This is a genomic window from Flavobacterium sp. N3904 (genome assembly GCF_025947305.1).
GTDB lineage: Bacteria > Bacteroidota > Bacteroidia > Flavobacteriales > Flavobacteriaceae > Flavobacterium.
The window spans coordinates 1,646,649-1,659,959 of sequence record NZ_CP110009.1; the positions used below are offsets into that span (position 1 = coordinate 1,646,649).

At 32.7% G+C, this 13,311-nt stretch carries 10 protein-coding genes; 8 read left to right on the forward strand and 2 right to left on the reverse strand.

All coding sequences use genetic code 11. The features are described from left to right. Positions 1-79: 79 nt before the first annotated feature. The 4 genes from lptC to OLM57_RS06780 all read left to right on the forward strand — a co-directional run bounded on the left by lptC (position 80) and on the right by OLM57_RS06780 (position 4,276). Entirely contained in the window at positions 80-589 is a 510-nt protein-coding gene (lptC, locus tag OLM57_RS06765) for an LPS export ABC transporter periplasmic protein LptC (protein WP_413614342.1), read from the forward strand. A gap of 18 nt (positions 590-607) precedes the next feature. After that, positions 608-802 carry a hypothetical protein gene (locus tag OLM57_RS06770; RefSeq protein ID WP_264566468.1) on the forward strand — a complete coding sequence of 65 codons (195 nt, stop codon included), beginning with the start codon at positions 608-610 and terminating at the stop codon, positions 800-802. A 3-nt stretch (positions 803-805) separates the two neighbouring features. Beyond that, a complete protein-coding gene (locus tag OLM57_RS06775; RefSeq protein ID WP_264566469.1) occupies positions 806-2,065 on the forward strand; it encodes a hemolysin family protein in 1,260 nt (419 codons plus the stop codon). A gap of 111 nt (positions 2,066-2,176) precedes the next feature. Beyond that, the gene (locus OLM57_RS06780) at positions 2,177-4,276 is read left to right on the forward strand and encodes a peptidylprolyl isomerase (protein ID WP_264566470.1); all 2,100 of its coding nucleotides are present in this window, start codon (positions 2,177-2,179) and stop codon (positions 4,274-4,276) included. Positions 4,277-4,363: 87 nt separating this feature from the next. Here OLM57_RS06780 and OLM57_RS06785 read toward each other — a convergent pair whose 3' ends face one another. Together OLM57_RS06785 and OLM57_RS06790 are read right to left on the reverse strand one after the other, a co-directional pair. Continuing rightward, positions 4,364-5,275 (reverse strand): GYDIA family GHMP kinase, encoded by a 912-nt coding sequence (locus OLM57_RS06785; protein ID WP_264566471.1) that lies wholly within the window; start codon positions 5,273-5,275, stop codon positions 4,364-4,366. 34 nt (positions 5,276-5,309) lie between these two features. Beyond that, positions 5,310-6,626 (reverse strand): hydroxymethylglutaryl-CoA reductase, degradative, encoded by a 1,317-nt coding sequence (locus tag OLM57_RS06790; protein WP_264566472.1) that lies wholly within the window; start codon positions 6,624-6,626, stop codon positions 5,310-5,312. A 138-nt stretch (positions 6,627-6,764) separates the two neighbouring features. Between OLM57_RS06790 and OLM57_RS06795 the strand changes: the two genes are divergently transcribed. The 4 genes from OLM57_RS06795 to OLM57_RS06810 all read left to right on the forward strand — a co-directional run bounded on the left by OLM57_RS06795 (position 6,765) and on the right by OLM57_RS06810 (position 13,254). Further along, a complete protein-coding gene (locus OLM57_RS06795; protein ID WP_264566473.1) occupies positions 6,765-7,505 on the forward strand; it encodes a hypothetical protein in 741 nt (246 codons plus the stop codon). 242 nt (positions 7,506-7,747) lie between these two features. Continuing rightward, positions 7,748-9,922, forward strand: a complete 2,175-nt coding sequence (locus OLM57_RS06800) for a S9 family peptidase (protein ID WP_264566474.1) — start codon at positions 7,748-7,750, stop codon at positions 9,920-9,922. Between the two features lie 39 nt (positions 9,923-9,961). Beyond that, positions 9,962-11,653 carry a peptide MFS transporter gene (locus tag OLM57_RS06805; protein WP_264566475.1) on the forward strand — a complete coding sequence of 564 codons (1,692 nt, stop codon included), beginning with the start codon at positions 9,962-9,964 and terminating at the stop codon, positions 11,651-11,653. Positions 11,654-11,742: 89 nt separating this feature from the next. After that, positions 11,743-13,254 carry a peptide MFS transporter gene (locus OLM57_RS06810; protein ID WP_264566476.1) on the forward strand — a complete coding sequence of 504 codons (1,512 nt, stop codon included), beginning with the start codon at positions 11,743-11,745 and terminating at the stop codon, positions 13,252-13,254. The last annotated feature ends 57 nt before the right edge of the window (positions 13,255-13,311 follow it).

Below are 13,311 nucleotides of genomic sequence, written 5' to 3' on the forward strand. Positions count from 1 at the left end.
TTTGCATTAGTTTTTATTTGTCAACATTTAGCATATGATTTTCTTAAAAAAACATTTTTTATTTTTCAGCACCTTATTTTTGATACTAAGTATTAGTATAGGTTGTGAAAGCAATTTTAAGGAAGTGCAAAAGAATGGCTATTCTGAGTTTATTCCAAGTGGTGATGCAGATACTGTTAATTTGAAATACACAGATTCAGGCAGAATAAAATCAATTTTAGTAAGTCCAAAAATGCTGGACTATGCGAATGTAGATTTTGCATTTACAGAATTCCCAAAAGGTGTAGATGTCACAATTTATGATAACAAAGGCAAAAGAACATTCATAAAATCAAATTATGCAGTTTCTTATAAGCAAACAAATATTATTGATTTGCAGGGAAAAGTAAAAATCACTTCAGAAGCAGGACAAATGCTCGAGACAGAACAATTGTATTTCGATCAAAAAAATCAATGGTTTTATACGGAGAAGAAATTTAAATTGACTGATGCTAAAGGTGGTTCGACAGGACAGGGAATTGATTTTAGCAAAGATTTTAAAGTGGTGAATTCCCAAAGAATTGAAGGAGAAATTGAATCCTCAGAATAATTTTATACAATTGAAAACATGAATTTTTTAAAATACACCTCTTATCTTTATTTGGCTTTTGGAATCTATTTTTTATATGATGGATTTACAAAATGGAACTCAGTTACCGAAACACCTTGGTTGAGCTTCATCATTGCCGGACTTGCTATTTTTATGTTTTTCTTTAGAAGAAAGTTTTCCAAGAAGTTCGACGACAGAAACAAACAATCCTAATAAATGGAAATTAGTATTATAATATTGTGTTTAATACTATGTGCCTTTTTTTCGGGAATGGAGATAGCCTTTATCTCTTCAAATAAAATTTATTTGGAACTTGAAAAAAAGCAAGACAATTTTCTTTCAAGAATTTTAACAAAGCTTGTAGAAAAACCATCAAAATTTATTGCAGCAATGCTTATTGGAAACAATATAGCACTTGTGGTCTATGGGTTTTTTATGGGCGATTTGTTGATGAGGTGGCTTTTGGTTTTTGATTTGCATTTTTCGCATTTTTCTACTCTCTTGCTACAAACTGCAATCTCTACCTTTATTGTTTTGATAACTGCAGAGTTTTTGCCAAAAGTATTCTTTCAAATCTACGCCAATACACTTATAAAGTTTTTTGCGATTCCTGCTTATTTTTTTTATAAATTATTTTATTTCATTTCTACTTTTTTGATCTGGATTTCTGATTTTGTTCTAAAGAGATTCTTTAAAACCGAAGGAGATCAGGTACAACTTTATTTTAGTAAAATAGAATTGGGAAATTATATTACAGAACAAATGAGTACCGTTGAAGATCATGATGATGTAGATTCAGAAATACAAATATTTCGAAATGCATTGGACTTTTCTGGAGTTAAGGCCCGAGATGTCATGACGCCAAGAACAGAAATTGCAGCAATGGACTCGTCAGATTCATTAGAAGACCTGAAAAATTTGTTTATTGAAACGGGTTATTCCAAAATTGTAATTTATCAAAACTCAATGGATGATATCATTGGCTATGTGCATTCATTCGATTTGTTTAAGAAACCTTCTACTATAAAAGACATCATTATTCCTGTTGAATTTATCCCGGAAGCAATTTATATCAAAGATGCTATGAATTTGTTGACCAAAAAAAGAAAAAGTGTTGCAGTAGTATTAGATGAATATGGCGGGACTTCTGGAATGTTGACAATTGAAGACATTGTAGAGGAGCTTTTTGGCGAAATCGAAGATGAACATGACTCGGATGAGGAATTGGTTGAAAAGGACTTCGAAGATGGTACTTTTTTATTCTCGGCCCGTTTTGATGTTGAATATCTGAATCAAACGTATAAATTGGCAATACCCGAAAGTGAATCTTACGGAACTCTTGGAGGATTCATAGTAGATTTTACCAAGGAAATTCCTCAAAAAGGCGATGCTATAACTATAGAAAACTATCATTTTATAATAGAGGAAGCCACAAATAAGAAGATAGAATTGGTTAAAATGGCTATCAAAGACTGATATTTTTTTTTAAATATAAAAAAAAGCAAAAAAAAAACAGTAGTTCTATAATTATTAATTAGATAATTGTATTTTCGCAAACAAAATTTTTAAAATAAACAATAATATACAATGGCAGTTTTATCAAAAATTAGACAACATTCCGCTATAATGATTGGAGTTATTGCTCTAGCATTATTTTCATTTATAATACAAGATCTTTTTACAAAAGGAAATTTTGGTAAAAGCTCAAAGGATGTTGGAAGCATCAATGGAAAGGATATCTCATTTGAGGACTTTAGAATAAAAGTAAGCAATGTTGAGAAAAGTGGGCAAGGGATTTCTGCAACTGAAGCGTCAAAGAGAGTATGGGATCAAGAAGTTTCTGTTGCTTTACTTTCTGCCGAATTTGATAAATTGGGATTGAGAGTTGGTGAAAATCACATTCTTGACGTTTTAAAAGCAGATCCAAATATTGGTAAAAACCCAATGTTTTTGAATGCAGCTGGAATCTTTGATGTTGCTAAATTCAAAGAATATTTCAAATCAAATCCAGAACAAGCACAATATTTGAAAGACAGAGAGCAAGATGCCGAGCTTAATGCAAAATTTCAAATTTACAATACTTTGATCAAATCAGGAATTTATACAACTGATAGCGAAGGAAAGTTCAATTATGAAATGGGTGCAAACAAAGTAAATTTTGCTTATGTTGCTGGTTTATATTCTACAATTAAAGACAGTGAAGTAAAAGTTACTGACGCTGAAATTGTTGAATACATGAAATTAAATCCTAAAAAATTCAAATCTGAAGAAACTCGTAAAGTAGAATATGTTTTGATTGAAGACAAAGCATCTCCAGCAGATGAGAATGAAATCAAATCTAAAATCACGGCTTTGTTATCAGGAAGTGTAGTTTACAACCAAGCGACTGGTAAAAATGATACTGTTGCTGGATTCAGAACAACTACAAATGTAATTGACTTTGTAAATTCAAATTCAGACGTTCCTTATGATTCAACATACGTACCTAAAAATAACTTGCCGGCTGTAGATGCTGATCAATTGTACAACTTGGCTCCCGGATCAGTTTACGGACCATATATTTTTGGAAAATACTATTGCATTTCTAAATCTTTAGGTAGAAAAGCTGGTGTAAATGCAAAAGCAAGTCATATTCTTATTGGCTATGAAGGTTCACAAACTCCAAACACAAGAGAAAAAAGAACTAAAGAACAAGCAAAAGCAAAAGCAGAAGCTATTCTAGCCCAAGTAAATGCAAACCCAGACAGTTTCTTAATGTTGGCTTTTACCAATTCAGATGATTCATCTGCTCAACAAGGTGGTGATTTAGGATATTTTGGTCCAAATCAAATGGTTAAACCTTTTAACGATTTCGTGTTCAATAACGGTATTGGAAAAGTAGGATTGGTAGAAACACAATTTGGTTACCATATTATCAAAATTACTGACAAACAAGATGGAATTCGTTTGGCTACTGTAGCTCAAAAAATTGAAGCTTCAGAAGCTACATCAGATAAAGTTTTTGAACAAGCTACAAAATTTGAAATGGCTGTTGCCGACAAAGATTTTGATAAAACTGCAAAAGACATGGCACTTACTATTGCTCCAACAGTTACTGTTAAAGCAATGGATGAAAATTTTGGTTCAATTGGAAATCAAAGAACTATTGTAAGATGGGCATTTGAAAAAGATTCAAAAGAAGGAGCTGTAAAAAGATTTGAAGTGGCTAATTTAGGTCACGTAATTGCAAAAGTTAAATCTATTGATAATTCAGGGTTAGTTCCAGTGGATCAGGTAAGACCTTATGTAGAACCAATTCTTAAAAACAAGAAAAAAGCAGAATTGCTAAAAGCAAAAATGAACGGTTCTTCTTTAGAGGCTATTGCAAAAGCAACAGGTTCGACTGTACAACAAGCGACTGATGTTACTTTGGAAAATCCAGTTCTAACAGGTGGTGTTGGTCAAGAGCCAAAAGTAGTAGGAAATGCATTTGCATTGGCTGCTAATAAACTATCAGCTCCAATCGAAGGAGTTACGGGAGTTTATGTTGTAAAAAATATAAGTACTGTAAAAGCACCGGCATTGAAAAGTTATGCTCCAAATGTTGCTAAACTAAAAGCGCAAAACGCTTCGGATGTAAACAGAGTACTTCCTGCCTTGAAAGAAGATGCAGACATTAAAGACAATAGAAAAGATTTTAATTACTAAACGGTAATTATCTAAACATAAAAAACCCGATACTTCTTATTGAAAGTATCGGGTTTTTGATTTTGTATATTCTTATGATTTTACTAGTTATAAAATCATTTCATTATATGGAATTATTGTTTCATATCCTTTTGAAATGAAATAAGGTTTGGGGTCATCTTCAGAGATAGCTAAAACAAAATCGCCTCCCCAAGCACCAAGACTTTTTATCGTTCCATTAAAATCTGGAAATAATATTTCTTTAACGGTTTTGGTTTCCAGAATTGAACTTAGTTGCTTTTCATGATTTTGAAGTACTTTAGAAAAAACATCTATATTTTTTGCTTCTAAAACGGTTTCTGTTATTTGGTTTATAGCTTCTTTTTGGGTTTTCAAATTATTTTTTTTCTCTTTATACGAAGCAATAGCATTTTTACTACTTTGTTTTTGATTGAGATAAACAAAGTATAGGCTTTTTGAAAAACTAGGTTCGAAATGTACTTTATCGACAATAGGTTTTCCTTGTTCTAAATGATAAACGATTGGAAAGTCATTTTGCGCACAGGCAATATCGTAGCCACTGCCTCCAAAGCTATTTTTAAGCAGCTCAAAGGCATTTATTTCGAACCATTGAGCAATATTATTAATTAAGGTTGAAGAGGTGCCTAATCCCCATTTTCTCGGAAAGGTCAATTGGGTTGAAACAGTGTAACCTTCCGAAGAATCTATTGGTTTCGGATTTAATAGATAAGCTTCGTGCAAAATAGTAATCAATGTAGTTTTTACGGATTCTTTTTCAAGAGCTGGATTCTTTTTTATTGCTGAATATGAAATTATTTCATCAAACCAAACGCTTTCATCGGCATCATAACTGGTCCATTTTATTTCTTGATTGGAGCTTTTTTCTACAATTAAGTTTTGCCCAAATTTTGTTGGCAATGCCAATGCTTTTGCGCCATCAAGAACTAAATATTCTCCGGTGATTAATAGTTTTCCGTTGCTGTAAAATGTTTTTTTCAATGCTTTGATTTAATGACTGTTCTATGATTGGGAATTATTTTCTAAGTTGTTCAATAAAATCCACTACTGCACTATGGGAAACAATATGGTGTTTGAAATGTTTTTTTATCAAAACACGTTCTTCGTCATTGGCTTCAAACTGGTTTAGAATATTGTTCAAATGCATTTTCATGTGACCGTCTTGAATTCCGGTTGTCGTCAAGGAGCGCAATGCTGCAAAATTTTGTGCCAAGCCCGCAACAGCAACAAACTGCATTAATTCTATGGCAGAAGGTTTTTCGAGCATTTCCAATGATAATTTTACTAATGGATGCAGCGAAGTCAAGCCGCCTACAGTTCCTAATGCCAGTGGGACTTCTAGCCAAAAACTGAAAATTCCATTTTCTATTTTAGCATGAGAGAGACTCGAGTATTGTCCTTTTCTTGAAGCATATGCATGTATTCCTGCTTCAACTGCTCGAAAATCATTACCTGTAGCAAGCACAACAGCATCTATTCCGTTCATGATTCCTTTGTTGTGGGTTACCGCTCTAAAGGGTTCTACTTCTGCAATTTGAACAGCTTGAATAAATTTTTCTGCAAATTCTTGTGGGTTCTCAATGTGCTTTTCGACCAGATCTTCAACAGGACAAGAAACTTCGGCCCGAACAATACAATTGGGAACATAATTGGAAAGAATGCTCATGACAACTTCGATAGCTTTTTCTTCTTTCGAAAAAAGATCATAAACAAGTGCTTTTTCCTTTAATGTTTTGGCAAACTGCTCCAAACAAGAATTTATAAAATTGGCTCCCATGCTATCTTTGGTTTCAAAAGTAGCGTGCAGTTGATAGTAATTTGGGATTAGATTGGTTTTGTCCTTTAAAACAATATCCAATATTCCTCCGTCTCTTTTTTGCATATTTTTTGTAATGCTTTCAGTGTCTTCAAAAAAAGTAGTTTTATATTGTGCAAAAAACAGAACCAATTTGGATTTGTCACCTTTAAAAATAAAATGAACTTGGCCTATTTTTTCAGTATCAAGTACAGTGGCTTTAAAACCACCGCGAGTTGACCAAAATTTAGCAGCTTTTGCGGCAGCGGCAACCACAGAACTTTCTTCAATTGCCATTGGTATTGTGCTATACTTGCCATTAATCAGGAAATTGGGAGCAACGCCCAACGGAATATAAAAATTTGAAATGGTGTTTTCTATAAATTCATCGTGAAGTTTTTGAATTTTCTCGTCAGAATTCCAATAGTTTTTAAGTAATGCAATTGCTTCATTTGGAGTTGAAAAATAGTGATTGGCAATCCAGTTTATTTTTTCTTCTTTGGATAATTTAGAAAATCCAGCAACAGCGTTGTTCATGTTTTTTATATTAAAGAGTAACTAAAACAAAGATACACATTCCTTTTCATTGTGTTTTTCTAATTTCATTTGTATTTTGAACCAGAAAGGATTTAATTTGTATTTCAATCATTTTTGAAATTAAATTTAGATACAATAATGGAAGTACATCATCACGGACACATCGAGCATAATACTTTATGGAAGCAATATTTGTCACAATTTTTAATGCTTTTTTTGGCTGTTTTTTGTGGGACTTTGGCCGAATATTATTTAGATCATAATCTGGAAAATGAAAAAGAGGAACAATATGCCGTATCAATGATTCAGGATCTTGATGAGGATCTTGTAAATATTGATGTCGATTTAAAAAACAAAACTGATAGAATTCACAATGCAGATTCTTTGACTGCATTACTGTTTTCTGGAAATAAAAATAACAATGCTAAAATCTATTATTTGGCGAGAAAGATATCTGTTTTGGGCAAAAGCTATATAATGACCGACGGAACTTTGATGGAATTGAAAAGTTCCGGAAATCTTCGATTAATAAAAAGTAAAGCTTTGGTTGACAGCATTCAGTCTTATTACAATATATATCAACAATTTCAAAAAAGTCAAATTTTTGCAATGGAAGAGCTCAATTATTACAGAGAGCAGATGATTCAGGTTTTTGATGTAAGGGTTTTTGACACCATGATAAATCGTTTTCCGGAAATCGATATGCCAAAAGGAAATCCTGCACTTTTCAATACCGATCCAATTTTAATGAATCGATTTTTAATGCGAGTTGAATTGGCCAAAACCAGTGCGACTTTGAATGTACAGACTTTAAAAAAATTACGGGCAAGTGCTGTAAAGTTAAGAGCTGTTTTGAATAATAAGTATAATGTAGAGTGAGGATTTGTTTTTTTGAATAAATTGACGAATACCATTATTTGTATTTATATCTCAATGTTTTATTATGTAATATTTAAAGTTAGACGAACTACAGTGCGAATTGTTTGATTGTTTAACTTTTTTTATTTTAGAATAATTTAAAATGAGTTAAAAAATAGTTTTTTATAACATTTAACACATCAAAAGTGTTTTATATGTAAATTTTTCACTAAAATTGTGACTTTTATAACTCAATCTATATTATGAATTCAAGCAAGCTTACTACGTTACTTTTGTTCTTGTGTTTTACTGTTTTTGGACAACAAAAAATAACTGTTGATGCCATTTTTACAGGCGCTTTTCGTCCCAAAGGAATGGAAGAGTTGCAGTCAATGAAAAATACCAATCAATATACGGTATTGAATTTTGATAGAGCTTCAAAAAGTATGCAAATCGATCTTTATGATTTTGCAACATTAAAAAAAGTGTCAACACTTATTGATACAAAAGACCACAAAGAGTTGCCAATGATTGAAAGTTATACTTTCGACGCTGAAGAAAAGCTGATTTTATTGGCTTGTAACAATAATCAAATCTATCGTCATTCCTTTACTGCCGATTATTATTTATACAATACCACAAACAAGGAACTTACCAAGTTATTTGATTTTCAGGTTCAGGAGCCAACCTTTTCGCCAGACGGCAAAAAGATTGCTTATGGAAAAGAAAATAATTTATTTGTGTATGATATTGCTTCAAAACAATCTATAGCCATTACTACTGATGGGAAAAAGAATGCAATAATTAATGGAATTACGGATTGGGTTTACGAAGAAGAATTTGCTTTTGTTAGAGCATTTGATTGGAGTAAAGACAGTAAAAAGATAGCCTTCGTCCGTTTTGATGAAAGCGAAGTTCCTGAATTCTCAATGTCTATTTTTCAAAAAGATTTGTATCCAACAATCGAGACATTCAAATATCCAAAAGCTGGAGAAAAAAACTCTCTTGTTTCTTTGCATTTATATGATGTAACTACTAAAGCGGTAAAAAATGTAGATTTAGGAAAATATAATGATTTTTATATTCCAAGAATAGAATGGACCAACGATGCAAACGTTTTGTGTGCCAAAATATTAAATCGCCATCAAGATAATTTGGATTTGTTGTTTGTTGATGGAACTACTGGAGCAACAAAAGTTATTTTGAACGAAACCGAAAAAGGATATATTGATTATATTGATACTGATAACTTAACGTTCTTAAAGGACAATAGCTTTATTTGGACCAGCGAAAAAGATGGTTTCAATCACATTTATGTTTATGATAAAACTGGAAAACTTAAAAATCAAGTTACCAAAGGAAACTGGGAAGTAACTTCCTATTATGGTTTTGACGAAAAAACAAATACTGTTTTTTATCAATCTACAGAGAATGGTTCAATCAACAGAGATGTGTATCGCATTAATTTGAATGGAAAAAACAAAGTGCGTTTGTCTCAAAATACAGGAACAAATGGCGCTACTTTTAGTCCTAATTTTCAGTTTTTCATCAATTCTTTTTCTAGTGCCATTGCACCACCAACCTACACTTTGAACGATTCGAAAGATGGGAAACAAATTCAGGTTATTGTAAATAATGATGCATTGGTAGAAAAGTTAAAAGCCTATAATTTGCCTTCAAAAGAGTTTTTTGTTTTAAAAACCGACAAAGGAAATGAATTAAACGCATGGATGTTGAAGCCTAAAGATTTTGACGCATCAAAAAAATATCCGGTTTTTATGTACCAATATTCTGGTCCGGGATCGCAACAAGTAAACAATGATTGGAATGGTGCCGATGATTATTGGTTTATGATGTTAACCCAACAAGGATATATTGTGGCTTGTGTAGATGGAAGAGGGACAGGTTTTAAAGGTGCTGAGTTCAAAAAAATGACCCAAAAAGAATTAGGAAAATACGAAGTGGAAGACCAAATTGATGCTGCCAAAGTTATTGGAAATTATCCTTACGTTGATAAATCTAGAATTGGAATCTTTGGTTGGTCTTACGGAGGATTTATGGCGTCCAACTGTATTTTCCAAGGAGCAGATGTATTTAAAATGGCAATTGCGGTAGCTCCAGTAACCAACTGGCGTTTTTACGATAGCATTTATACAGAAAGATACATGCAAACACCACAAGAAAATGCAAGTGGTTACGATAATAATTCCCCAATAAATCATGTAGATAAATTGAAAGGTAAATTCTTGTTGATACACGGATCTGGTGATGATAATGTACATGTGCAAAATTCTATGCAAATGATGGAGGCTTTAATTCAAGCAAACAAGCAATTTGATTCTCAAATTTATCCAGATAAAAACCACGGTATTTATGGTGGAAAAACCAGAATTCAACTGTATACCAAAATGACTAACTTTATCAAAGAGAATTTATAACCCAAATCACAAATACCAAATCAAAACCAAAAACAAAAAATGACAGAAATTCAAACAAAAACAGCACATCCAAAAGGACTTTGGGTGCTATTTGGAACCGAAATGTGGGAACGTTTCAACTTTTATGGAATGCGAACTTTATTGGTTCTTTTTCTTGTAAATTCCTTAATGATGAAAGAAGAAGATGCTTCCTTAATTTATGGAGGTTTTCTAGGTCTTTGTTATTTGACTCCAATGCTTGGAGGTTTTATTTCAGATCGTTTTTTTGGAAATAGAAATTGTATTATGCTCGGTGGATTGATGATGGCTGTTGGGCAATTATTGTTATTTACCAGCGCAAGTGTCTTTGGAGAAAATCTTGGTTTAGCAACAACCATTATGTATTCTGGACTAGGAGTTATTATTTTTGGAAACGGATTTTTCAAACCTAATATTTCGAGTATGGTAGGTAGTTTGTATCCAAAACAGGAAAAAAGCAAATTGGATACTGCCTTTACTATTTTCTATATGGGAATTAATTTAGGGGCTTTCTTGGGTCAATTCATTTGTCCTTTGATTGGAGATGTTAAAAGCGTAGGTGGAGTCCGAGATATTCACGCTTTTAAATGGGGATTCCTTGCTGCTGCAATCGCGATGCTCCTTGGAACTTTGGTGTTTTACTTTTTGAAAAATAAATATGTGGTTACTCCAGAAGGGAAACCATTAGGGGGATTGCCTTCTAAAAATGTGTCTTCAGATTACGAAGAAGGAGAGGCTCAAAGCGCTGTTTTCACTCATAAATCTTTAATAGTATCAGTAATTGCTTTTGTTGGTTTGTTTTTATTGTTCCATTTTTCTGTAGATGGTGAAAATGTAGTTAAAACGATTATTTATCCAATAATTTACGCAAGTGGTATTACATTGGCAGGTTTGATTTTGTCGGACAGTTCATTGACAAAAGTAGAAAGAGACAGAATTATTGTAATTTATATAATTTCCTTCTTTATTATATTCTTCTGGGCTGCTTTTGAACAAGCAGGTTCATCATTGACTTTTATTGCCGATAACCAAACTGACAGGAACTTTTTCGGTTGGCCAATGCCGGCTTCTATGGTGCAAATTTTCAACGGATTATTCGTTGTTGCTTTAGCGGTTCCATTCAGTATGTTGTGGGATAAATTAAGAGCGAATGATAAAGAACCTATTTCTCCAGTAAAATTAGCTTTGGGATTATTATTAATTACGGTGAGTTTCTTTATGATTGCTACTCAAGTAAAAGATCTTGGAACTTCTGGGTTGTTGGCTATTAAATGGTTAATCCTATTATATTTATTGAATACTTGTGCAGAATTATGTTTATCACCAATCGGTTTGTCATTGGTTGGAAAATTATCCCCAAAACGTTTCTCTTCTTTATTATATGGAGTGTTTTTCTTGTCTAATGCATCAGGATATGCCTTAGCTGGAACTTTGGGTTCTATATTGCCAGCAACTGGAGATAAATTCAATAAAGCAAAAGAATTAGGAATAGATTTGCAGGCAGTATTGGATAAAAAAATAACACTAACAACAGAACAAATTCAATTATTGGATACGAATCAAATCATGGATCATAATCCAATTTTTGCAGGTTTTGAAATTCATAATTTATTCGAATTCTTTATGGTATTTGTTATTTTGACAGGACTTGCAGCGTTAATTTTATTCGCACTAACTCCATTTTTGAAAAAAATGATGCACGGTGTTCGATAATTTAATGATATAAAAATATTGTAAAACATCATCTTTTTGATTCAATCAAGAAGATGATGTTTTTTATTTACGTACTTAAAATAATTATAATGGAACAAAATTTAAGTTTAGAGCAAATACAAAATTTTAAAGGAAAATATCCCAAACAATTGTGGTATTTGTTTTTTAGCGAAATGTGGGAGCGTTTTTGTTTCTACGGAATGCGAGGAATGTTGGTTGTATTTATGGTGGGTCAATTGGGGATGAACGATAGAATTGCCAACTTGCAATATGGAGCTACTCAAGCATGGGTGTATGCATTTACATTTATCGGTGGTTTGTTTGCCGATAAGATTTTAGGCCTACGAAAATCGCTGTTCTGGGGTGGAATTTTAATGATAGTCGGTAGCGTTATTTTATCAATCGATCCCAAAAGTTACTTTTTTATAGGTATTGGATTTACGATTGTGGGAACAGGTTTTTTCAAACCCAATATTTCATCCATGGTCGGACAATTGTACAAAGAAGGTGATCCCAGACGGGATGCCGGTTTTTCGTTTTTTTATATGGGAGTGAATCTTGGTGCATTAATTGGAGGATATATTTGTATTGCAGTTGCTGAGGGGTCCATGTGGCAATCTATGGTTCCGGAACATCTGCGTTGGAATGTTGGTTTTGGTTTTGCTGCAATTGTAATGATTATTAGTCTTTTGACTTTTACACAAACGCAAAAATCCTTAGGTACAATAGGTCTTTCTCCATTAGCTGATATCGAAGCTTCTAAACGAAAAAAATCGGAAGTATTAACGTATGTTGGTTCCTTGTTGATTATTCCTGTAATTATCATCATGGTTGCCAATACGGTTTATACAGATTATTTTATGATGTTTATCGGGCCTGCTTCAATTTTGTATTTATTGTATGAAATGAAAAACTTTTCAGCAGCCGAAAACAAGAAATTATTTGCTGCTTTGGTTTTCATCATATTTTCCATTTTCTTTTGGGCGTTTTTTGAACAAAGCGGAGGTTCATTGAGTCTTTTCGCCGTGAATAATCTTAACAATACTATTCTTGGGGTAAAATTAAGTCCAAATGGGGTAAATAATTCTGCGAATTCTTTCTTTGTAATTGGTTTTGCTGCCTTGGTAGGATTGGTTTGGTTGTGGATGGCTAAAAGAAAAATTGAACCTAATACGGTTATTAAATTTGGTTTGGCATTTTTGTTTCTAGCTGCCGGTTTTTGGATTTTTTATTACACTAAATTTTTCGCAGGAGCAGATGGTAGAACATCTTTGGGATTGTTTACTTTCGGTTGGTTCATTATCACTTTTGGGGAACTATGTTTATCACCAATTGGAATGTCTGCCATGACAAAATTGTCTCCTTTGAAAACCCAGGCGGTTATCATGGGAATGTGGTTTCTGGCCAGTGCTTACGGCCAATATTTTGCAGGACTATTAGGTGCCAATATTGCAGAAGCATCAGAGCATGCTACCAATCTTGAAAAATTAAATGTATATGCAGATGGGTATAAACAATTGGGTATTTATGCTTTGATTGCTGGGATAGTTTTAATAGTTATTTCTCCGTTAGTTAAGAAATTAATGCAAGAAGTAAAGTAGCAGACAAATTTTGGTATTATTTTTGTTTAGATTTGTAAATAAAATAACCATTAGGAA